The organism is Spongiimicrobium sp. 3-5, assembly GCF_046557915.1.
Taxonomy (GTDB): Bacteria; Bacteroidota; Bacteroidia; order Flavobacteriales; family Flavobacteriaceae; genus JBHEBG01.
Window position 1 is genome coordinate 1,469,009 of record NZ_JBHEBG010000001.1, and the last position, 23,287, is coordinate 1,492,295.

Consider the following 23,287-nt stretch of genomic DNA (forward strand, 5'->3'; position numbering starts at 1 on the left):
AACATGAAAACTTTTATATATTTATTCTTATCCCTTGTTCTACTGAGTTGTGGCAATAAGAAAGGCGATACGGCAGGCCAAGAAAATGGGGAGGCGGTTGTAGAGGAGAACCATCACGACAAAATTCTTTTGAACGATACTCAACTGGCATCTGCTGGTGTTGAGGTTGCTTCTATAGCAAAACGGAATATTAGGGAGCGCATCCACGTTACAGGTACAATAGAAGTGCCCCCGCAAAGCAAGGCAACCGTTTATGCGCCTTTGGAAGCCTTCGTTCATCAGACCGATCTGCTTCCGGGGGACAAAGTGGTAAAGGGTCAGACCGTGGCTACCTTGCAGCACCCCAATTTTATACAGTTACAATACTCCTATTTGGAGGCCATAAACCAACGCGATGTTAAGAAGGCCGACTACGATCGCAAAAAAATGCTGTTGGAAAATGATATCGCTTCCAAAAAATCGTTTCAGATTGCAGAGGGAGGCTATAAGTCTGCCCAAAGTTTGGTGGAAAGCTATAGCTCCCAGTTAAAAATGGCAGGGTTAAACCCAGCTAGTATAAGAGCGAATGGCATTCAACAATATATCTTTATAAAAACACCCATATCTGGTTTTGTTGTTGAGAATAATCTTAACCAAGGAAAGTTTTTGGCAGCCAATGAAGAAATGCTAGAAATTATCGATACCGATCATATGCATGCAGAGTTGAAGGTTTTTGGTACGGACATTAGCAAAGTTACCAAGGGCACCGATTTTGTATTTACCCCCTCCGGTATAGACGCGGAATATGATGGGTACATAAAATTGGTTGGGCAGGCCGTAAACGAGGGTGATAAGACAGTAAATGTGCACGGCCATTTTGAAGATGAAAAAGGCTTATTAAAAGCGGGTACCTTTATCAATGCCCAAATACTGACCAGTTCAAAAGAAGTGTTTGCCATACCCGAAGAGGCAATCATAGAACGAGAAGGGGAGCACTACGTCTTCATTACCCATGGCGACAAGGAATTTATTCCTGTGGAGGTGAGCTTAGGGAATGATGATAGCGGTTTTGTGGAATTAAAGTCGATGGTAAATTACAATTTTGACGAACGTATAGTGGTCAAAGGAGCACATTTTCTAAAAGGCAAATGGATGGAACTCTCTGGTGAAATGGAAGGTCATGGTCATTGATAAGCTGTATATTATATAACGAATCACCAAGGATTATCTCGATTGTATTTAAATATCTAAATTAGAGCTCGCGAATTTTTTAAAATCTAATTTTTTATTGGATCGTAATGAAGAATGTCCTAAATGATCTCCCAAAGTACTCTGGCAAATGGTCATTTAAACTGGTATTTCTCCTATTCCTCCTGTTTTTTTCAATGTCGATGGCAGCGCTGATCTATTGGAAGGAAGATTCGTTCAGAAACCATGTTTATTTTATTGAAGTCCTATTTTGGCAAATAATGATATGGCTTCCTTGGTATTTTTTCATCCCGATTGTTGAGAAAGGACTAAAAAAAGTAATTGCAAAAAACGGCTTTTTAAGGTACGCCTCCATTGTGGTGTTTTTTATAGTGCTTATTGCCCTGCACTGGGCATGGTTTGTATTTTATAGTAGTTTTTTGAGTCCCTATATCGATGCACCCCAATCTAGATATGGTGTCTTTCAATATTTTTTTATTTTTTGGACTCTGATCGACTTCGTTTTGTTAATGGCGATCTCCGCATATTTTACATTGTATAAAACCAAGTCGGAGACTGCAACAATTGCCTCGACAACAATTCAGGTAAAACGGGGAAACAAAAAGATACTCCTAAAGTTTGATAGTGTTTACTGGATTTCTGCCGAGGGCTATTATGCGTTACTGTATTCTGATCAAGGCCAGTTTTTGTTAAGGCGCTCACTAAAGGATTTGATCGAAACTTTACCTAACCCCCAGTTTATTAGAATACATCGTTCTGCAATCATAAATATTAATCACTTAAATGAGGTGCAACAATCCTCCAAGAATGGAATTAATGCCATTATGAAGGACGGAAAATCACATCCTGTGAGCAGAACGTACATCAAAGATCTTAGAGAAGTTTTAAAAAACACTTCCATTTAAACGGCCAGGGTCTCATTCATTATCAAAAAGGTGTTCGTTCACTGCATTCTTATTGACTTCGGGTTTTTATTGCTGGTTATTTGTTGCTCCTAAATAGCCAATCGAGAATATTCTATTCCAAGTAATAATTGCTAACCCAATAATTGTTTTGCCGTGTATCCTATCAAAAAGATCTACTTTTTAGTTTTAGTTGGTTTTATAAACTTTTGTTATTCACAGCGTCCAGAAGTTCATATCCCACAAATAAATGAACCAATCGTACTGGATGGAAATATAGATGAAGTGCAATGGCAAAACGCCTACTTAATGAACAATTTTAAGCAGTTTACGCCAAGTTTAGGGGCCAACGCAACGGAACGTCCTATTTTTTATGTATTGTATGATCAAGACTATATATATGTAGGTGCTACCATTAAATACAACGAACCTTCAGAAATGTTCGCCAGGGTTTTAGAGCGCGATGTTTCCCTAAATCGGGATGATTATATAGAAATACATATCGATAGTTATAATGATCATACCAACAGCCTGGTATTTAGCACCAATTTACTCGGCGCCCGATATGATTATGAGGTCAGTAGAAACGGTGAGGAAATTAATGACTCTTGGAATGCATTTTGGGATGTCTCAACTTCGATCGTGGAAAATGGTTGGAGTGCGGAGTTTAGAATACCCTTTACGTCATTAAAGTACGTTCAAAGGTCAGAAAATACCATGCGTATAAAAGCTGTGGTTAAATACAAAAATAAAAACGAACTAATACTTTCTCCCTTAAATGATACCGAGAGACAACCTGTTATATATCAATACAAAAATGCAGAGGAGATTGTTTTCAAAGATTTACCCAAAGCAACACCATTATTTATTACTCCTTATGTAAAGGGCGGTATTTTGACAGAGAATATGCTTAATTCCGAAGGGTCGGCTTTTGAGGGCTCAACACAAATATTAGAGGAAAAGGGATTTAGCAGCAATAAAGGGCTGGATAAATTTTTGAGCAATGTTGGCCTCGATATTAGGTATAAACCAAACCCCAACCAAACCCTTAACGTAACCTTGAATACCGATTTTGCCCAAGTAGAAGCAGATGACAAAATTGTTAATACCACCCGATTCCCTATTTTTTTAACCGAAAAAAGGTTGTTTTTTCTAGAAAATGCGGACTTATTCAATTCCAATCAATTTGATCATCGCCTTTTTCATTCAAGGCGAATAGGAATAGACGAAGGAAAAGCTGTGCCGATCATTGGCGGCGTAAATTTTGCCGGTGATACCAGAAAATGGCAATTCGGAGCGCTTTCTATGCAAACAAATAAGGCAGAAGATCTACCTTCGGAAAATTTGAGTGTTTTAAGGCTTAAAAGAAAAATTGGAAGTAAAGGCTCCTATATTGGGATAATAGGTACTGGAAAGATCTCGAACAACGATTACAATTACCTTACGGCCCTAGATGCCAATATTAGGATTAAAGATAATGTACAGACCCAATTTACCATTGCCAGCACTTTTGATAAAGAAGAAGGAAATTGGAAACCTATGTACGGGGCATCTATCAATACCTTTCAATCCAATGGGTTTGGGATAGAGTATAGGTTTAGGGAGTATACGGAAAATTTTAATCCCGAACTGGGTTTTTTGTCAAGACCAGATACCAAAAGGGTTACCTTAAATCATGGATGGCGAAAAACATATACAAATCACTCGTTTTTGCAACGACTTTCTTTGGGTAATTGGTTAACAAGATATTGGATTGCTTCAAACGGAAAACCAGAATTTTTTCAAACCAATATTTACTTTTTCGTCGATTTTACGTCAGGTCACGAATTTGGAATGTTTGCCCCTATGTATCAGACAGACCATTTGTTTGTACCATGGAACTTTGCTGAAAATGTATCCATACCTCAAGGAAACTACGCTAATTGGAAGGCGCAACCATCCTTTTCCACAGGAAATGCTTATCCCTATACCCTATCGGGAGAATTGGAGTTCGGTGAGTTTTATGGCGGAAAACAGACCACGGTTATTGGAACCTTTAGTTATGATTTCAGCAAAACTTTTCAGGCAGAAATAGGTACCACCATCAATAGGTTCAGATTTCCAGATTCCTACGTACTGCAAGGAGGTAATCGTGTGAAGGCCGATTTACATTTTTCCCGACTAAAATTAGCTTTCTCTTCCAGCTCTTTTTTAAATTCTTTGATTCAATTCGATACCAGCGAAAATAAAGTTGGATGGAACATTAGGTACAGATATACTCCCAAAGAGGGAACTAACCTCTATGTGGTATATAACCACAATATAAACAACGATAGGACCAGGGTTTCCCCTGAATTGCCGTTTACGGAAAATGTGGGTTTTACTATTAAATTTTCCCAAACATTCTTTTAGGCACTAAAAACTGCTGTATAATTAAGGCGGATGCTACCGACTTTAGGAGGTCATCAATAATGTCCACATCTTCTTTGGCTTTTCTTTGGTAAAACACAAAGATGCTTTGTTTTCATCAAAGAGTTTACATTGCCATACCCGTCCGGTTTTTCAATATCAATTTCACTAAAACCAAACTAGGCCGTTAAGAGTCTGTACATTAGGTTAACTATAAAACCTTTGTCCTATCCAAATTACCTAAAAGGCAACTTTGCCAGGTCAACATTGCCTCCGGAGATAATGACACCTATTTTCTGACCCGAAAAGTGTTCTTTTTCCTTTATTAACGCAGCTAGTGCAACTGCACTAGATGGTTCACAAACAATTTTCAATCGTTCCCATAAGATTTGCATGGCCTGTATTATTTCTTGTTCGGTAACTCTAATGATCCGTTCCACGTTTTGCCGTATAATCGGGAAGTTCTTATCACCAAGTTGTGTTTTAAGTCCGTCCGCTATGGTATTCGCTGTTGCGTTAGTTTCAATAACACCACTTTGTAAAGAACGGTAGGCATCGTCTACTTCAAAAGGCTCTCCTCCTATTACTTTACAGTCATTGCCAAAATACTTGGCCGCAAGGGCGGTACCAGCTATAAGGCCTCCGCCTCCAACCGGGGAAAATACGCAATCCAAATCCGGATAAATTTCCAGCAGCTCTTTGCAAGCGGTTCCTTGGCCCAAAATAACATCGTTGTCGTTGGAGGGGTGGATAAAAGTGGCCCCCTTTTCTTCTACAATTTGATGGGCCATACTTTCGCGGGCAGCTAGGTTGGGTTCGCATTCCGAAATAATCCCGTTATACCCCCTAACCGCATCTTTTTTTACTTGGGGCGCATTAAATGGCATTACGATATATGCGTTTACCCCTAAACTTTGAGCAGCCAATGAAAGAGCTTGGGCAAAATTACCAGAGGAATGGGTTACTACGCCCTTTATACGTTGTTGTTCGGTTAGTTGCATTATGGCATTTACCGCCCCTCTCATTTTAAACGCTCCCATTTTCTGAAAATTCTCGCATTTAAAAAAAATCGTAGTCCCTACCATATCATTTATTAATGTTGAGGTAAGTACTGGTGTAAGATGAATAAACGGTGCAATTCTACGATGGCATTCAATAAGGCTGTTCTTGTCCATTTTGTTCTCCATAACTGTTGGTTCTGTAGACGGCATTCTTCTAGTTTTTGATGAGTTTTTATAAAAGTAAGATGATTCTTGGTAAGATTTTAACAAAATTACAAATTGCTACTGACAGAGTGTTGTCAGTGTTTTGCTATATTTTTGTGTAAATACAATTAACACCTATTTATACCATGGCAGAACTACTTAAAAATAGATATAACGGGCCCTTTTTTGAACGATTCTTATATTCCGTAAGGCAAGTATTGCCCCATTTTCATGAGAAGTCTTTTTTAACGGATATTTACGATGAGGATTGGAAGTATCGCGAGCTAAAACCAAGGATGCAGCATATTGCGATGGTACTTAAAGAGTATTTGGGTCCAGATTACAAGACCAACGTAAACACTATTCTCGATATTATTCAACAACTTCAGGTAGATGGGGTTAAGGAAGACAGTTTTGAATACATGTTTTTTCCCGATTTTATAGAACGATACGGTTTGGAGTATTACGAAGTATCTGTTAAGGCTTTAGAGAGCGTTACACAGTTTACCAGTTGCGAGTTTGCCGTTAGGCCTTTTATAATAAAATATGAACAGCGGATGATGAAGCAAATGCTTTTATGGTCTAAACACAAACATGCAAGTGTAAGGAGATTATCGTCAGAGGGTTGTAGGCCTCGTTTGCCTTGGGCCATGGCGTTACCTGCATTAAAAGAAGATCCTGGCCCTGTACTTCCTATTTTGGAGAATTTAAAGAACGACGAGTCGGAATCGGTACGACGCAGTGTGGCCAATAACCTAAACGATATTTCCAAGGATAATCCTGCTTTGGCCATAAAACTTATAAAAAAATGGGAGGGAAAAACGGCAGAAACGGATAAACTTGTTAAACATGCTGCCAGAACTTTGTTAAAGCAAGGAGAACCGGAATTAATGGAGCTCTTTGGGTTTGGTTCCCTTTCCAAAATAAAGATTGATGGTTTTAAAGTAATAACACCCAAGGTGCATATAGGAGAATCGCTTCAATTTGATTTTGATCTGCACAATACCAACGGAAAAGAAACTATCTTAAGACTAGAATATGGTATCTACTACCAAAAGGCCAATGGTTCCCTGTCTAAAAAAGTATTTAAAATAAGTGAAAGGGCTTATCCCAAGGAATCAGTTACCCCTATCACAAGAAAGCAACCGTTTAAGGTAATCAGTACCCGAAAATTTCATGTTGGAAAACATCAGGTATCACTTATCATTAATGGACAGGAACTAGAAAAGAAAGATTTTGAACTGCAGCAGTAGCAAAGGGTGTTTTTAGAACGGGATTCGGATAGTAATCCGGTATGTTCTACTCCCAAACCAATTTGCAATTACACTTAAGGCCGCCCAAACTTAAACGATTAAGAGATAGGTGGCCCTAAGGCACATTGTAAACTTTGATGTGTGTTTTGTTCACAGCACACCCAAAATGGCAAGTAAGCCACCAAAGGCTATTAAAACCAGTATTGCATCTAGTCCCAAAACAACCAACGAAAGAATTGCGTTTAGAATTCCACTTGTAAATGATAGATCATTCATAACATGTTCATTTTAAGGGTTCATAACTCTTTTTTGCTCTAATATCAAGTTACTAATGAAATGAAAGCATGGGCCTTAAAATGTTGTGAAAGTGCCAAAAGTTGTGGTTTAAACGTATTTTTTGTGCATTTCATCGATAAAAACCAAAAAAATGTAGTATTCGTGGTTTAGGAAAAAAGCATTTTACGTAATGGAATTATCGATCTAGACGTATAACGGTATAACAAAAAAAGCCTTTCAGAAACGAAAGGCTTAGGTAATCCAAATTTTATATAGCAAAGGAAATGTAGGTATTTCCGCATTGTGTACTGCATGTTTGAAGCTCTGGGGAAGCCAGATTCTTTTTCAAAAGAATCCTAAGGCAGCCAAAATAAGGCTTACCACAACCGCGACAAGGATAGCCACAAGCACCACAATCATAACGCTGAGGAACCCGTTCAGTACCCTTGTACCAAAATCAATTTCTTCCATAATCGTATAATTTTCTACTACAATGTAAGAATAAATGCCTAATAGTCATAAACATACACTGGGAATTCTAGCAAAAATGGCTAAAATGTCTTGTTTATTAGCCGTAGTGTAAATTGTACCGATTAGGTATAAGCTAAATTTAGACCCTCTTTTTGCCTAAAGAAAGTTTTTTGCTTAGCTCCTCTAAGGACAATCCTTTGGTCTCTGGCATCATAAACATTACGAACAGTAATTGCAATACCATCATAAAAGCAAAAAAAGCGAATACCGGGCCGGGACCTACCCAACTAAATAGCAGGGGAACCAGAGATGGAATTATTGCGGCCAAAACCCAATGCGTTGAGGATCCAAAGGCTTGCCCAGAACTTCTTAAATGATTGGGGAATATTTCGGATATAAACACCCAAATAACCGCTCCTTGTCCTATGGCATGTGAGGCAATAAACAAAAACAGAAATATGGGAACGGCCATACCCGTCCAGTTCAGAAAAAATGCTGCCGCTACCAAGGATAGGGATATGATATACCCCACAGAACCAAAATACATGAGTTGTTTTCTACCTAAGCGATCTATCAGAAAAATACCCAATAGCGTAAACAGAAGATTGGTTACCCCAATGCCTATGCTGCTAAGTAAGGCGGTACTCTCTCCCAGACCGGCTTCCTCAAAAATTCTTGGGGCATAGTACAGAAACGCGTTTATGCCAGAAAGTTGGTTAAAAAAGGCAATCAAAAAAGCCAAAATTAAAGGAAATCTATATTTTTTTGAGAAAATGTTTTCCGCAGATAAAGAATCATCTTTGCCATTGTCCATATCGGCCTTAAGCCCTTCAATGGTTAGGCTGGGATTTATAGTAGCTAAAATTTCTTTGGCCTCGTCCGTTCTGTTTTTGGTCAACAGCCATCTAGGGCTCTTGGGTACGGTAAAGACAAAAAGGGTGTATATAATTGCCGGAAAGGCTTCCACACCTACCATCCATCTCCAATCGTTTTCACCTATACCACTTAGCAGGTAATTGGAAAGAAAGGCAATTAAAATACCAAAAACCAGCATAAATTGATAAAAGCCTACCAGTCTGCCCCGATCTTTTGCGGGTGCCACCTCAGAGATATATGCTGGGGCCGCAATTGTGGAGGCGCCTACCCCCAAGCCGCCTATAAATCTAAATATGGCGAAGGTTACGGGGTCATTTGAAAAAGCGGATCCAATGGCAGATAAAGAATATAGGATACCTATCAATATAAGGGTTTTTTTGCGCCCCATCTTATTGGTAGGAATGCCTCCAAAGATGGCACCTACGACAGTACCCCAAAGGGCCATACCCATAACAACTACCCCATGAAAGCCATCGGAAGAATTCCAGAGCAGTTGTAGCTTTTTATCCGCTCCGGAAATCACTACGGTATCAAAGCCAAATAGGAATCCGGCCAAGGCCGCAATTAATGAAATTCGCAGAATTTTGTTGTTCATTGCTCTGGTTGGTTTCAACAAATCTAACAAAAAAAGTAAAGCAGGGATGATTGGTTATCAGAATCGGCAGATTTAGGAAGTAAGGTATCTAAAGCCGATGGTTTGTTATTTTGGATTTCCCTTGGAGGAACCTTTTCTTGTGGCTTGGGTACCACCCGCTCCTTTAGAGGGTAATGGTTATCATGTATTTCTTGATGCTCTTTATGCTTTTTGCCGCACGAAACCAAAAGCACCACTAGGCATATCAAACAAAAATACGGAAAAAGGGGCTTCATAAAGATATCCGAAAAATCAGTTTAATAATGTACGGATGTAAGCCATAATTTGGATGCTTGCTCCTTTGTTGTCCTCAATATGAACAGCGTTGATCTTGCCGGTCAACTTTCTAAATGCAGCATCTTCTATACATTGGTTTAGCACCTTGTTGAAGTCGGATTTGTTGTTAACGCTTAGGATACCCCCCTGCGCCACAAGTGCTTCGGCCTCCCTAAATCCTGCGTAGTTGGGTCCTATAATTACCGGAATTCCAAAAACTGCAGGTTCTAAGGTATTGTGCAATCCGGTGGCAAAGGCACCACCAACATAGGCAATGTCCGCATAACTATAAATTTTGGTGAGCAGACCAATGGTATCTATGATTAAGACATCCGCATCGGATACATCCGCATGTTCCAAATCTGAATATAAAACAACTTTCTTGGTAAAGGATTCCTTTAGGTTTTTTATATGGTTGACCTTAATATCGTGCGGAGCAACTACAAATTTTGCATTGGTGCGGCCATGGTTTATGTAGTCTGCCAAAAACGATTCCCCTTCGGGCCAGGTGCTGCCCGCCACTAGACATAGGCGATCTTGTTTAAAGTGCTCCATAAATTCCAAAGAATTATCCCTGTTCAAAATTTCGGATACCCTATCAAATCGGGTATCACCGCTAACCCCAACACGCGTTACCCCAATGGTATCCAATAATTTCTTCGAATTTACATCCTGCACAAAAAAATAGGAAAAAGTTTCCAGGGCCTTTCGCATAAAATTGCCATACCATTTGAAGAAGACTTGCTCTTTTTTAAATAGGGCCGATATAAGGACGCTAGGGACTTTTTCCCTCTTTAATGCTCTAAGATAATTGGGCCAAATCTCATATTTTACAAAAATTGCCAGCCGGGGGCGCACTATTTTCAGGAACTTTTTTGCGTTACTTGCGGTGTCCATAGGTAAATAACATACCAAATCGGCAACAGGAGTATTCTTTTTTACTTCATAACCCGATGGAGAAAAAAAAGTGATTAGTATTTTATGATCGGGGTAGTCGCTTTTCAATTTTTCTATTACCGGTAAGCCTTGTTCAAACTCTCCCAGGGAGGCGGTGTGTATCCAAATAACCCGGTCCTTCTCTGAAATACCATTTTGCAAGGTCATAAAGGTGCTTTTTCTTCCACTTACGAACAGTTTTATCTTAGGGTTAAAAAAGGCGACAATTTTCAGTAGCAATGATGAAGCAAGTACGGCTATATTGTATATGGAATACACTTCGGAATCGTTTGTGGCTAAAATACGCTTCTTTACATAAATTCATTGGCTACCGTTCCATATTTTTGTAATATTGTTTCGATTAACCCGTGCCGATGAGGAAAATACAAATGGTTGACTTAACAAGTCAATATCAAGAAATTAAAGAGCAAGTAAATTCATCCATTTCCCAAGTTTTAGACACAGCAGCTTTTATCAATGGTCCCGAAGTGCATAAGTTCCAAGCACAGTTAGAGACCTACGTGGGAGCCAAGCACGTAATTCCCTGTGCCAATGGTACGGATGCGTTGCAAATTGCCATGATGGGCCTAGGTCTAAAACCGGGTGATGAGGTAATTACCGCGGATTTTACTTTTGCCGCTACCGTAGAGGTTATTGCGTTGTTGCAATTGACTCCCGTTCTTGTAGATGTGGAACCCGATACGTTTAACATAGATCCCATATGTATTGAAAAGGCCATTACACCCAAAACTAAGGCAATAGTACCTGTGCATCTTTTTGGTCAGTGTGCCAATATGGACGCTATTTTGGAGCTAGCGGAAAAACACAACCTATTTGTCATTGAAGACAATGCTCAAGCCATTGGGGCCGACTATACTTTTGCCAATGGACAAAAACAAAAGGCCGGAACCATAGGCCATGTATCCGCAACATCATTTTTTCCATCCAAAAATTTAGGGTGTTATGGTGATGGAGGCGCTATTTTCACCAATGACGATGAACTGGCGCATACCATTAGGGGAATGGTAAACCATGGCATGTATGTAAGGTACCATCATGACGTTGTGGGCGTAAATTCCAGATTAGATTCCATTCAGGCTGCGGTGCTGAACGCAAAGCTCCCTAATCTAGATGAATACAATAACAAACGGAGGGAAGCGGCACAGAAATATTCCAAAGCTTTCGACGGGCAAGAAAATATAATTGTACCCAGAACAGTAGGGAGATGTGAAGAAATTTGTGACACCTGCAATTGCCACGTATTCCACCAATATACATTAAGAATTTTGAATGCGGATAGGGATGCCCTTGTACAGCACCTAAATGATAAAGGAATTCCTTGCGGGGTATATTACCCCATTCCCTTACATAGGCAGAAGGCTTATTTGGATGAAAGATATAAGGAAGCAGATTTCCCAATCACCAATCAGTTGGTAAAAGAGGTTATTTCGCTGCCGATGCATACCGAATTGGATGATGAACAGATTGCCTACATTACGGAAACAGTCTTAGGATTTTTAAACAACGAAGCATGAAGATATTGGTTACCGGAGGTCTCGGATTTATAGGATCCCATACTGTTGTAGAACTCCAAAATGAAGGATTTGAAGTGGTCATTATAGATGATCTTTCAAATTCTTCGGAGAATGTTCTAGACGGTATAACTGCCATAACGGGCAAAAAACCTGTATTTGAAAAACTAGACCTGCGAGAGAAAGCGAAAGTCCAGGATTTTTTTAAAAGGCATTCGGATTTAGATGGGGTAATTCATTTTGCAGCCTCAAAAGCTGTCGGTGAAAGCGTGGAAAAACCTTTATTATACTACGAAAACAATTTAGGTACCTTAGTATATATCTTGCAAGAATTATCCAAGAAAGAGCGTGCAAGCTTTATTTTCAGCTCTTCTTGTACCGTTTACGGGCAGGCAGATAAACTACCCATAACGGAAGACGCACCTGTGAAAAAGGCAGAATCGCCATACGGCAATACCAAACAGATTGGGGAGGAAATTATTTCCGATACCTGCAAGGTGACCCCCAGCCTACAAGCCATTTCCTTAAGATATTTTAATCCCATGGGGGCGCATCCAACAGTTAAGATAGGCGAATTGCCTATTGGCGTACCTCAAAATTTGGTGCCCTTTATTACCCAAACAGGAGTAGGTATAAGAGAAAAATTGTCTGTTTTTGGTGATGACTATCCTACTGATGATGGAACTTGTGTACGTGATTATATCCACGTGGTAGATCTTGCAAAGGCACATGTTGAGGCGTTAAAACGTCTTATGGCCGGTGATAATGAAAAGAATTACGAGGTTTTTAATGTGGGTACGGGAAAAGGAAGTTCGGTCTTGGAAGTCATAGAAAGCTTTGAAAGGGTCTCCGGAAAAAAACTAAACTACCAAATTGTGGATAGAAGACCGGGAGATGTTGTCTCTGCCTATGCAGATACGGCTAAGGCCAATACAATTTTAGGCTGGAAATCACAATCAACGCTTGATGAGGCTATGAAATCTGCCTGGGAGTGGGAACAAAAGTCAAGGACTAATTAAACCAAGATATAGTATGAAGAAAATTATTTTAGCCGTTAGCCTATTGTTTGCAATGGGTATTACGGCCCAAGACACCTATTTACAGTGTGGAAGCATCGTTGATACCAAAGCGGGGAAAGAACTAAAAGAAAAGACAATTGTTGTGTCTGGCGATAAGATCAAGGCCGTACAAGATGGTTTTACAACCGGAGGTAAAAATGATATTGTAATCGATTTAAAGGATAAGACCGTATTGCCAGGGTTTATAGACCTACATGTGCATATTGAAAGCGAATCGGGGCCCAAGGCATATATGAATAGGTTTACGAAAAACGAGGCAGATGTTGCCTTTCAATCAACGGTATATGCCAAGCGTACACTTATGGCAGGCTTTACCACTGTGCGCGATCTGGGAGGTACCGGTGTAAATATAGCACTCAGAAATGCTATAGATAATGGATTGGTAGATGGCCCACGGATTTTTACGGCAGGAAAATCATTGGCCACCACAGGAGGGCATGCAGATCCCACCAATGGGATGAAAAAAAGCCTAATGGAAGACCCGGGGCCAAAGCAAGGCGTGGTGAATTCTCCAGAAGATGGAAGAAAAGCGGTTAGACAACGTTACAAAGACGGTTCGGACGTTATAAAAATTACGGCTACAGGTGGGGTGTTGAGCGTCGCAAAAAATGGCAAAAACCCACAGTTTACCATAGAAGAAATAAAAGCTATTACTGAAACCGCTGAAGACTACGGGATGCTCACCGCGGCCCATGCACATGGAGACGAAGGTATGCGACGTGCGGTATTGGGAGGTATAAAGACCATAGAGCATGGAAGTTATATGAGCAACGAGACTATGGAGCTTATGATACAGCACAATGCATACATGGTACCTACAATAACCGCTGGCAAACAGGTGGCCGAAAAGGCAAAAATTCCTGGATTTTTCCCTGAGGTGGTGGCAAAAAAAGCAATAGAAATAGGACCGTTGATCCAAGATACTTTTGAAAGGGCCTATAAAAAAGGAGTTCCAATCGCTTTTGGTACGGATGCAGGTGTTTTTCCGCATGGACTAAATGCCAAGGAGTTTGGGTATATGGTTGAGGTAGGAATGCCCATCATGGAAGCTTTGGCTTCCGCTACTATTACCAACGCCCAACTGCTGGGAATGGAAGCTGAACTTGGACAACTTAAAGGCGGGTTCTTGGCAGATATTGTTGCCGTGGATGAAAGCCCCAAAACAAATGTGGCAACCTTGGAAAACGTGATGTTCGTTATGAAAAATGGAAAAGTTTATAAAAATGAATAAACCGAATTGATGGAAAATACGTACATAATGCATGACGACAAATTTCCAGAACGGTATTGAACTATTGCATAATGCGGTTAATGAGCAGCTGTATCATAAACTAGTGCAACAAGTCAAGAAAGATTTTCAGCTAGCCAACATTTCCATAGATTTTTCCCTGGACTTAGAACCCCATGATTTGGCAACTACTTTAAGAGAGAAAATCTATGTTCTAATCATGGAAAAGTTTTCAGACTATCTAAATCTGTTATACATTGTTGATGTACCCGAGCATTCGTTTAAGGAAATTAAGGCCACCGACGTGGTAGAAGTGGCCGAAGAGGTCTCTTTCCTTATTTTAAAACGCGAATGGCAGAAGATTTGGCTTAAGTCCAAATACGCCTCATAAGGAAAACTAGCTTATCGCATTAGTGTCTAATTCTATCCGTAGCGTTAATTTTTCCAATATTACAAGCGCAAGACCATACTGGAAATGTTAAATGTTGTATTTTTGAGTAAATTTTGTTCAAAAAACAGAGATGATCGTTCATGGATAAGTATTCCTTTTTAAACACTGCCCATACTTCTTTCTTTGCAGAGCTTTATGACAAATATTTATCAAACCCGGATAGTGTAGAGCCAAGTTGGCGAGCATTTTTTCAAGGGTTCGATTTTGGTCAGGAAAGTGCAACCGAAGAATACGCGGCCGGTAACCTTAACGGGTCTGCCACAATGGTCAATGACCAGACCGTAGAAATGCCCAAATCGTTACAAAAGGAGTTTAGGGTCGTTAAACTTATAGATGGCTATAGAAGTAGGGGACATTTGTTTACCAAGACCAATCCCGTTCGGGACAGGCGCAAATATGTGCCTACCCTGGATATTGAAAACTTCGGACTTACCTCTGACGATTTGGATACAGTGTTCAACGCTGGTGAAATATTGGGAATAGGGGCCAGTAGCCTAAAAAATATAGTTAGCCATCTACAGCGGATCTATTGCGATGCCATTGGCGTAGAGTATATGTATATTCGTAATCCGGAGCGTTTGGAATGGATGCAAAACTGGTTGAACGTTAACGACAATCATCCTAAGTACGATAGCAAAAGGAAAAAACACATTCTCAAAAAACTTAATCAGGCAGTATCTTTTGAATCTTTTCTTCACACAAAATATGTAGGACAAAAACGATTTTCGTTAGAAGGCAACGAATCGTTGATTCCTGCCTTGGATGCCGTAGTGGAGCGCGCTGCGGAAATGGGTGTAGAACAGTTTGTAATGGGAATGGCACACCGTGGTAGGTTAAACGTTCTGACCAATATTTTTGGGAAGGCCGCCAAGGACATTTTCAGTGAGTTTGATGGAAAGGACTACGAACAGGAGATTTTTGATGGTGATGTAAAATATCATTTGGGATGGACATCTGAACGCAAATCCGCAAGTGGAAACAGAATAAAAATGAATATTGCGCCCAACCCTTCGCACCTAGAAACCGTAGGTGCGGTAGTTGAAGGCATAGCAAGGGCAAAACAAGATTCGCACTACCCCGAGGACTTTTCAAAGGTGCTACCCATTGTAGTACATGGAGATGCTGCCATCGCTGGCCAAGGACTTGTCTATGAAGTGGTGCAAATGGCCGCTTTGGATGGATATAAGACCAACGGAACCATTCATATGGTAGTCAACAATCAAATTGGTTTTACCACTAACTATCTTGATGCAAGATCATCCACATATTGTACCGATGTAGGCAAGGTTACCCTAAGCCCGGTATTGCATGTTAATTCCGATGATGCGGAGGCCGTGGTACATGCGTCGCTTTTTGCTCTGGAATATCGAATGCGGTTTAACCGTGATGTTTTTATAGATCTCTTGGGCTATAGAAAATATGGCCATAACGAAGGCGACGAACCTCGTTTTACACAACCCAAATTGTACAAGGCCATTGCAAAGCATCAAAACCCCAGGGATATTTATGCACAGCGGTTAATTGCCGAAGGTGTAATCCAAGAAGGACATGTTAAGGAATTGGAAGCAGAGTACAAGGCTTCCCTGGAAGAGGAATTGGAAGATTCCAGAAAAGAGGACAAAACCATCATTACCCCGTTTATGGAAGATGAGTGGAGTGGTTTTACTGCAGTTAGGGAGTGGGAAATGATGGATGCCGTAGACACCACTTTTAAAAAAGATCGTCTTTCTGAGATTGCAAAAGTGATTACGGAACTTCCTTCCGATAGAAAGTTTTTGCGAAAAGTGGAAAGGTTGATAGGAGATCGTAAGAAAATGTTCTTTGAGACCAATAAGCTAGACTGGGCCATGGGAGAGCTATTGGCTTATGGTACGTTGCTCGATGAAGGTTTTGGAGTGCGTATGTCCGGGCAAGACGTAGAAAGGGGTACTTTTTCACATCGTCATGCCGTGATAAAAGTAGAAGATAGCGAAGAAGAGGTCTTGCTCCTCAATAGGCTTTCCAAGACTCAAGGAAAATTTCAGATATACAATTCCCTGTTGTCCGAATATGGAGTAGTTGGTTTTGACTATGGATATGCCATGGCAAGCCCTAATACACTTACCATTTGGGAAGCACAGTTTGGAGATTTTAGCAATGGGGCACAGATTATGTTGGATCAATATATTTCTGCGGCAGAGGATAAATGGAAACTTCAGAATGGATTGGTAATGCTACTTCCCCATGGTTATGAGGGTCAGGGTGCAGAACATTCATCGGCAAGGATGGAGCGTTATTTGCAGTTGTGCGCAAGGGATAATATGTATGTGGCAGATTGTACCACACCCGCAAATTTGTTCCATATTCTTCGCCGACAGATGAAAGTCAATTTTAGAAAACCTTTAATCATCTTTACACCTAAAAGTTTACTGAGGCACCCCAAAGCTGTATCCACAGTGGAAGAACTAACAAACGGAGGTTTTCAGGAGGTCATCGATGATAGTACGGCAGAAGTGAACAAGGTCAAAAGTTTGGTTTTCTGCACTGGGAAGTTCTACTACGACCTTTTGGCGGTAAAGGAAGAAAACCAAAGAGACGATATTGCTTTAGTACGGATAGAGCAACTATTTCCATTACCTTCCGAAAAGATGAAGGAAATTATTAAAAAGTATAAAAAAGCGGATGATTTGGTGTGGGCACAGGAAGAACCCAGAAACATGGGCGCGTGGAGCCATATGATGATGCACTTTAGTGATTCGAATAAATTTCGAGTGGCCTCCAGAAGATTTTATGCGTCCCCTGCGGCAGGTAGTGCGGTACGCTCCAAAAGACGCCAACAGCAAATTATCGATTATGTCTTTGACAAGACCAAGGACAATATGACCAGAAGAAAAACAAAGGAATAATCCATTACAAATTATAGAACAGTATGATTTTAGAAATGAAAGTTCCCTCCCCTGGGGAATCCATTACAGAAGTTGAGATTGCAGAATGGTTGGTACAAGATGGCGATTATGTAGAAAAAGACCAGGCAATTGCAGAAGTAGATTCAGATAAGGCAACCTTGGAGCTTCCAGCGGAAGAAAGTGGCATTATTACACTAAAGGCCGAGGAGGGAGATGCCGTTGCTGTAGGGGAAGTGGTCTGTCTAATAGATACTAGTGCGGAAAAACCGCAAGGTGCAGCTGCACCGGTAGAAGAGAAAGTAGCAGAGAAGAAAGCCGAACCGGCAAAAAAAGAAATAAAAACAGAAGCGAAGAAAGATACTTATGCCTCTGGAACCCCTTCCCCGGCCGCCAAGAAGATTTTGGACGAAAAAGGGATACCGCCAGCCCATGTTACAGGAACAGGTAGGGATGGTAGGATAACCAAGGAAGATGCGGTAAATGCTGTTCCATCTATGGGAACACCCACAGGAGGTAACAGGGGAGAAACCCGCTCCAAGTTATCCATGCTAAGACGTAAGGTTGCAGAACGGTTGGTTGCCGCTAAGAATGATACGGCCATGCTTACAACCTTCAACGAAGTTGATATGTCGCCCATTTTTGCCCTTCGTAGTCAATACAAAGAAAAGTTTAAGGAGAAACACGGAGTAGGTTTAGGATTCATGTCCTTTTTTACAAAGGCCGTTGTACGTGCCCTAGAACTATATCCTGCGGTAAATTCCATGATAGATGGCAAAGAAATGCTCACTTATGATTTTTGTGATATAAGCATTGCCGTTTCCGGACCAAAAGGATTAATGGTCCCCGTTATACGAAATGCTGAGAACCTTACTTTTAGGGGCGTTGAAGCCGAAGTTAAACGCTTGGCAATACGTGCCCGTGAAGGGGAGATCACCGTAGATGAAATGACCGGTGGTACCTTTACAATTACTAACGGAGGTGTATTTGGTTCCATGCTGTCCACACCGATTATTAATCCACCACAAAGTGCCATTTTAGGAATGCACAATATTGTGGAAAGGCCTATTGCCAAAAATGGTGAAGTGGTCATTGCCCCAATTATGTTTGTGGCATTGTCCTATGACCATAGGATTATAGATGGTAAAGAATCGGTTGGTTTCTTGGTAGCGGTAAAAGAGGCCTTGGAAAACCCTACCGAACTTTTGATGGACAATGCGGTGGAAAAGTCTTTGGAGCTATAACTATCAGCTTTTTCGTCTCAGGTATAGGCAGTTATCCTTATAATCGATTACGGCTTTAGACCTTTTTAAGATATCTGCCCCTATTATTCCGTCTACCGGCAGCGATTTATGGGCCGTTAGCGCTTCGTTTACGTGGATAAGGTCAAACAGTACTATTTTGGATTTTTTGTGACTCCAGGCCCCTATTTCCAGTTTGTTCTTAGTGGATATTTGGGTTTCCATATCGGTTGCCCCGGCACCAGCAGCTTTTATCTTGGAGTCTTTGGTAGTAAGCTTAAAAAAAGCAATCTTATCTAGCCCAACACAGGTGTTGGAAGCGCCGGTATCCAGTATAAATCGTCCCCCGATCCCATTTATTTTGGCCGAAAGTTCATAATGATTGGTTGAGGTCAATACCAGAGGTATCTTTAGATATTTTTTATCCTTTAAAAATTTTTTGAGACTGCCCATTCATTTTTTGACAAAGATAAGGCTATTTTTGCGCTATGATACTTACGGATACGCATACACATTTATATAGCGAGGCTTTTGATGAAGACAGGGACCTGGTTATAAAAAAAGCCATGGAAAATGGTGTGGACAGATTTTTTATTCCGGCAATAGATTCTACCTACACCCAAGCAATGTTGGATTTGGAGGCGGCGTACCCAAAAAATATGTTTTTGATGATGGGGCTGCATCCAACGCACGTAAAGGAAAATTTTGAAGAAGAATTGGCCCACGTAGAAATGATGCTCGCCAAAAGAAAGTTCTATGCCGTCGGTGAAATAGGAATAGATATGTATTGGGACAAGTCTCTTTTAGACATACAAAAGAAGGCCTTTAGATTTCAGATCCACTTGGCAAAGGAATATGGGCTGCCCATCGTAATACATTGCAGAGAAGCATTTGACGAAATCTTTGAGGTTTTGGAACGGGAAAAGGGGGAGGACCTGTACGGAATTTTTCACTGTTTTACGGGAGACCAGTCCCAAGCTCACAAGGCCATATCCTATAATATGAAGCTCGGTGTTGGGGGAGTGGTTACCTTTAAGAATGGTAAAATCGACACCTTTTTGGAGACTATTCCGTTAGAACATATAGTTTTGGAAACAGATTCGCCTTACTTGGCACCGGTACCCTTCAGGGGAAAGCGAAACGAAAGTGCCCATTTGTCCTTGGTGTTGGAAAAATTATCCCAAATCTATGGGTTGGGTGTAGACGAGATCGCATCTATTACCACAGAAAACTCTAAAAATGTCTTTGGGGTGTAAAAATTGTTTTGAGGAAAAACAAGATAAACTTGTAAAAATGATAAGACTAAATAATTGACCGTGAACACTCAGAAAAGAAATATCCTGCTTATTTATACCGGAGGTACCATTGGTATGGTAAAGGATTATGATTCCGGGGCCTTAAAGGCATTCGATTTTGAAAAACTCATGGAGAGCATTCCAGAGCTCAACCAATTAGATTGCAATATAGATAGCGTTTCTTTTAAGGAACCTATAGATTCCTCTAATATGAACCCTTCGCACTGGATATCCATAGCAACCATTATAGAAAAGCACTACGAACGCTACGATGGTTTTGTGGTCTTGCACGGTAGCGATACAATGAGTTATACTTCCTCGGCCCTTAGTTATATGTTGGAAAATTTAGGGAAACCGGTAATTTTTACAGGATCTCAACTGCCCATAGGAGATTTAAGAACCGATGCCAAAGAGAATCTAATTACATCAATTCAAATAGCTTCCTTGTACAAAAACAATAAACCAATAATCCAAGAGGTAGGCTTGTATTTTGAATATAAGTTGTATCGGGCAAATAGGACAACCAAGATAAACGCAGAACATTTTCAGGCTTTTTCCTCCTTAAATTACCCTCCGTTGGTAGAATCTGGGGTACATTTAAAGGTTAATGAGGATTACATTTTAAAAGAAAAAAAGCCGAAGAAATTTAAGGCCCATAAAAAAATGGACGGCAACGTAGCCATCTTAAAGTTATTCCCAGGCCTTAGTCCGGCCTTGTTTCAGAGCATTTTAAATACCCCCAACCTAAAAGCAATTGTTCTGGAAACCTATGGGGCGGGTAACGCACCTACCGAAGATTGGTTGTGGCAACAGCTAAAGACTGCCATAAAAAACGGGCTGCATGTGGTGAACGTTACACAGTGTTCTGGGGGCAGTGTTTTAATGGGGCAATATGAGACCAGTGAGCAGCTAAAAAAACTACAAGTAATTAACGGTAAGGATATTACCACAGAAGCCGCTATTACAAAGCTCATGTATCTTTTGGGGAATAACGTTTCGGCTAAGTTGTTCAAAACCATATTCGAAACATCCCTTCGAGGAGAAATGCAATAAAAATAGCCTTCTAAATTTTCTTAACTAATATTTTTTTTGTTATTTGACCCCCTTGTAAACAATAAAAGAGAGAGGTGGCCGAGTGGTCGAAGGCGCACGCCTGGAAAGTGTGTATACACCAAAAGTGTATCGAGGGTTCGAATCCCTTCCTCTCTGCATTAAAGTTTTAATTTTTTAATTACAATTTTTTTTTATCTTTAACCCATTAACTAACTAAATTTAAGTTTGAAAGAAATGAAAAAGTTATTCTCAATCCTGGCAATGGCTGGGCTATTTGTTCTAAATACAAATACGGTAAGCGCAAAAGCAATAGTATCAAACCTATCTTCAACGATAGCGACAACAGCGGTAATGCTTCAAGATGAAGCCGCAGCAGAAGCAGAAAAAGGATTTACACAAGTCCTGAAAGAGCAATTCATCCAAGGGGGTGCCGGTTTTATGGGTATCGTTCTTTTGTGTTTGATTTTAGGTCTAGCCGTCGCGATTGAAAGAATTATTTTCCTTAACCTGGCCAGTACTAACACAACAAAACTAAAGCAACAAGTTGAAGATGCGTTGGCTTCGGGTGGCGTTGAAGCGGCCAAAGAGGTTTGCAGAAACACCAAAGGCCCTGTTGCCTCTATATTCTATCAAGGATTGGATAGGGCAGGAGAAAGCGTAGAATCTGCTGAAAAAGCGGTAGTTGCCTATGGAGGTGTTCAGATGGGACAATTAGAGAAGAACGTTTCCTGGCTTTCTCTCTTTATTGCCATTGCACCAATGCTTGGTTTCATGGGAACGGTAATCGGTATGATACAGGCCTTCCAGAAAATTGCTGCTGTAGGTAACTTAAGTGCATCGCTTATTGCAGGTGATATCCAAGTGGCGTTATTAACAACGGTATTCGGTCTTATTACTGCAATTATACTTCAGATTTTCTACAACTATATTATTGCTAAAATAGATAGCATCGTAAACGACATGGAAGATTCTTCCATCTCTTTGATCGATATGTTGGTTGATCACAAAAAATAAGTCACACCTAATAGATAAACGTCATGCATAAAATATTAAAAATTGTATTAGTTGTCTTGGGTTTGGCAGGATTTGTCCTTTGGACCCAACTTCCTGACAAGGACGCACCTGTATCCGAAGCGATTCAGAGTTCGTCGATGAATCTTATGTTCCTTATTACTTACTTACTTTTGGCCATCGCCGTAGTGGTAAGTCTAGTGTTTACGCTTAAAAATCTGTTCGCTAACCCTAGTAGTTTAAAGAAAACCTTGTTCGTTATCGGTGGATTTCTTTTGGTTGTCCTTATTTCTTTCGGATTGGCAAGTGGCACGGATATTGATATAGCTAAAATGGCAGAAAAGGGAATAGAAACTTCAGAATCTACCGTTAAAAGAATAGGAATGGGACTTAATGTCTTTTTCATCTTAACAATTGTTGCGGTTGCAGCAATGGTATTGCCAGGAATAAAAAGAATGTTCAGTAAATAAAATCTAATAATTATGGCTAGAAGAGCAGGAGCACCAGAGGTAAATGCAGGTTCTATGGCCGACATAGCATTCTTGCTGCTTATCTTTTTCCTAGTGACTACCACTATTGAAACAGACGCAGGATTGGATCGTATGTTGCCACCAATGGAGCCGCCAGAGGATGATGTTGTTATTAAGCAGAAGAATATATTCACGGTTAATATTAACAAGAATGGTCAATTGTTGGCCGATGAAGAGTTAACCAATCTTAAGGATTTAAGAGCCAAGGCCATTGCCTTCTTAGATAACGGAGGGGCCCCTTCTGGTACAGCAGAATATTGTAATTTTTGCAAAGGAAAAAGGGATGCCGCTTCTTCGGATAACCCTTCCAAGGCAATTATATCATTAAAGAATGACCGTGAGACCCCGTATGGTACGTACATAACGGTTCAGAACGAACTAGTGGGAGCCTATAACGACTTACGTGATAGGGAAGCACAACGTCTTTACAAAAGAGATTTTACGGAAATGGAAGCTGCTTTTCTTAATCCCGAAACCCCATCTTCTGTAAGGGATGAGTTAAAGGAGAAGGTACAACGTATAAAAGAACTTTTCCCTCAAAAATTATCTGAGGCGGAGACCACATCAAATTAACAAGAAG

General features: G+C 40.4%; 21 protein-coding genes and 1 tRNA gene. 16 read left to right on the top strand and 6 right to left on the bottom strand.

All coding sequences use genetic code 11. The features are described 5' to 3' along the window. Positions 1 to 3 precede the first annotated feature (3 nt). The 3 genes from ACEQ81_RS06315 (at position 4) to ACEQ81_RS06325 (ending at position 4,481) form a co-directional block, all read left to right on the top strand. Positions 4 to 1,170 (top strand): efflux RND transporter periplasmic adaptor subunit, encoded by a 1,167-nt coding sequence (locus ACEQ81_RS06315; RefSeq protein ID WP_411030005.1) that lies wholly within the window; start codon positions 4 to 6, stop codon positions 1,168 to 1,170. Between the two features lie 107 nt (positions 1,171 to 1,277). Further along, positions 1,278 to 2,093, top strand: coding sequence for a LytR/AlgR family response regulator transcription factor (locus ACEQ81_RS06320; protein WP_411030006.1), 816 nt, complete (start codon positions 1,278 to 1,280; stop codon positions 2,091 to 2,093). Between the two features lie 153 nt (positions 2,094 to 2,246). After that, on the top strand, positions 2,247 to 4,481 hold the full coding sequence (locus ACEQ81_RS06325; RefSeq protein WP_411030007.1) for a DUF5916 domain-containing protein: 2,235 nt from the start codon (positions 2,247 to 2,249) through the stop codon (positions 4,479 to 4,481). Positions 4,482 to 4,714: 233 nt separating this feature from the next. On the opposite strand, the gene ACEQ81_RS06330 is transcribed toward ACEQ81_RS06325, so the two are convergent. Further along, entirely contained in the window at positions 4,715 to 5,653 is a 939-nt protein-coding gene (locus ACEQ81_RS06330) for a pyridoxal-phosphate dependent enzyme (protein ID WP_411030375.1), read from the bottom strand. A 176-nt stretch (positions 5,654 to 5,829) separates the two neighbouring features. Here ACEQ81_RS06330 and ACEQ81_RS06335 point away from each other — a divergent pair, with 176 nt between their 5' ends. Beyond that, complete coding sequence (locus tag ACEQ81_RS06335; RefSeq protein ID WP_411030008.1) at positions 5,830 to 6,936, top strand: DNA alkylation repair protein; 1,107 nt, start codon at positions 5,830 to 5,832, stop codon at positions 6,934 to 6,936. 150 nt (positions 6,937 to 7,086) lie between these two features. Here the strand turns inward: ACEQ81_RS06335 and ACEQ81_RS06340 are convergent, their stop codons facing one another. The 4 genes from ACEQ81_RS06340 to ACEQ81_RS06355 form a co-directional block, all read right to left on the bottom strand. Continuing rightward, on the bottom strand, positions 7,087 to 7,212 hold the full coding sequence (locus ACEQ81_RS06340; protein WP_411030009.1) for a hypothetical protein: 126 nt from the start codon (positions 7,210 to 7,212) through the stop codon (positions 7,087 to 7,089). A gap of 345 nt (positions 7,213 to 7,557) precedes the next feature. Continuing rightward, positions 7,558 to 7,683 (bottom strand): hypothetical protein, encoded by a 126-nt coding sequence (locus ACEQ81_RS06345; RefSeq protein ID WP_411030010.1) that lies wholly within the window; start codon positions 7,681 to 7,683, stop codon positions 7,558 to 7,560. 139 nt (positions 7,684 to 7,822) lie between these two features. Next, positions 7,823 to 9,154 carry a sugar porter family MFS transporter gene (locus tag ACEQ81_RS06350; RefSeq protein WP_411030011.1) on the bottom strand — a complete coding sequence of 444 codons (1,332 nt, stop codon included), beginning with the start codon at positions 9,152 to 9,154 and terminating at the stop codon, positions 7,823 to 7,825. Positions 9,155 to 9,445: 291 nt separating this feature from the next. Beyond that, entirely contained in the window at positions 9,446 to 10,684 is a 1,239-nt protein-coding gene (locus ACEQ81_RS06355; RefSeq protein WP_411030012.1) for a 3-deoxy-D-manno-octulosonic acid transferase, read from the bottom strand. Positions 10,685 to 10,779: 95 nt separating this feature from the next. Here ACEQ81_RS06355 and ACEQ81_RS06360 point away from each other — a divergent pair, with 95 nt between their 5' ends. The 6 genes from ACEQ81_RS06360 (at position 10,780) to odhB (ending at position 18,821) form a co-directional block, all read left to right on the top strand. Then, positions 10,780 to 11,940, top strand: a complete 1,161-nt coding sequence (locus ACEQ81_RS06360) for a DegT/DnrJ/EryC1/StrS family aminotransferase (protein ID WP_411030013.1) — start codon at positions 10,780 to 10,782, stop codon at positions 11,938 to 11,940. Further along, positions 11,937 to 12,956, top strand: coding sequence for a UDP-glucose 4-epimerase GalE (galE, locus tag ACEQ81_RS06365; RefSeq protein ID WP_411030014.1), 1,020 nt, complete (start codon positions 11,937 to 11,939; stop codon positions 12,954 to 12,956). Before ACEQ81_RS06360 ends, galE begins: the two co-directional genes overlap by 4 nt. Positions 12,957 to 12,969: 13 nt before the next feature. Next, the gene (locus ACEQ81_RS06370; RefSeq protein ID WP_411030015.1) at positions 12,970 to 14,247 is read left to right on the top strand and encodes an amidohydrolase family protein; all 1,278 of its coding nucleotides are present in this window, start codon (positions 12,970 to 12,972) and stop codon (positions 14,245 to 14,247) included. A 31-nt stretch (positions 14,248 to 14,278) separates the two neighbouring features. Beyond that, positions 14,279 to 14,635, top strand: a complete 357-nt coding sequence (locus tag ACEQ81_RS06375) for a hypothetical protein (protein WP_411030016.1) — start codon at positions 14,279 to 14,281, stop codon at positions 14,633 to 14,635. A 140-nt stretch (positions 14,636 to 14,775) separates the two neighbouring features. Further along, positions 14,776 to 17,580 (top strand): 2-oxoglutarate dehydrogenase E1 component, encoded by a 2,805-nt coding sequence (locus ACEQ81_RS06380; RefSeq protein ID WP_411030017.1) that lies wholly within the window; start codon positions 14,776 to 14,778, stop codon positions 17,578 to 17,580. A gap of 23 nt (positions 17,581 to 17,603) precedes the next feature. Continuing rightward, a complete protein-coding gene (odhB, locus tag ACEQ81_RS06385; protein ID WP_411030018.1) occupies positions 17,604 to 18,821 on the top strand; it encodes a 2-oxoglutarate dehydrogenase complex dihydrolipoyllysine-residue succinyltransferase in 1,218 nt (405 codons plus the stop codon). Between the two features lie 3 nt (positions 18,822 to 18,824). On the opposite strand, the gene ACEQ81_RS06390 is transcribed toward odhB, so the two are convergent. Beyond that, a complete protein-coding gene (locus ACEQ81_RS06390) occupies positions 18,825 to 19,271 on the bottom strand; it encodes a TIGR02281 family clan AA aspartic protease (protein WP_411030019.1) in 447 nt (148 codons plus the stop codon). Between the two features lie 35 nt (positions 19,272 to 19,306). On the opposite strand from ACEQ81_RS06390, the gene ACEQ81_RS06395 reads away from it, so the two are divergent. The 6 genes from ACEQ81_RS06395 (at position 19,307) to ACEQ81_RS06420 (ending at position 23,280) form a co-directional block, all read left to right on the top strand. Then, positions 19,307 to 20,074, top strand: coding sequence for a TatD family hydrolase (locus ACEQ81_RS06395; protein ID WP_411030020.1), 768 nt, complete (start codon positions 19,307 to 19,309; stop codon positions 20,072 to 20,074). A gap of 114 nt (positions 20,075 to 20,188) precedes the next feature. Further along, positions 20,189 to 21,166 (top strand): asparaginase, encoded by a 978-nt coding sequence (locus ACEQ81_RS06400; protein ID WP_411030376.1) that lies wholly within the window; start codon positions 20,189 to 20,191, stop codon positions 21,164 to 21,166. Between the two features lie 68 nt (positions 21,167 to 21,234). Then, positions 21,235 to 21,322 (top strand) — tRNA-Ser (locus ACEQ81_RS06405). Between the two features lie 78 nt (positions 21,323 to 21,400). Further along, positions 21,401 to 22,180: a MotA/TolQ/ExbB proton channel family protein gene (locus ACEQ81_RS06410; protein ID WP_411030021.1), complete on the top strand. Its 780-nt coding sequence runs from the start codon at positions 21,401 to 21,403 to the stop codon at positions 22,178 to 22,180. A 23-nt stretch (positions 22,181 to 22,203) separates the two neighbouring features. Continuing rightward, on the top strand, positions 22,204 to 22,647 hold the full coding sequence (locus ACEQ81_RS06415) for a hypothetical protein (protein ID WP_411030022.1): 444 nt from the start codon (positions 22,204 to 22,206) through the stop codon (positions 22,645 to 22,647). Positions 22,648 to 22,659: 12 nt separating this feature from the next. Then, positions 22,660 to 23,280: an ExbD/TolR family protein gene (locus ACEQ81_RS06420; protein ID WP_411030023.1), complete on the top strand. Its 621-nt coding sequence runs from the start codon at positions 22,660 to 22,662 to the stop codon at positions 23,278 to 23,280. The last annotated feature ends 7 nt before the right edge of the window (positions 23,281 to 23,287 follow it).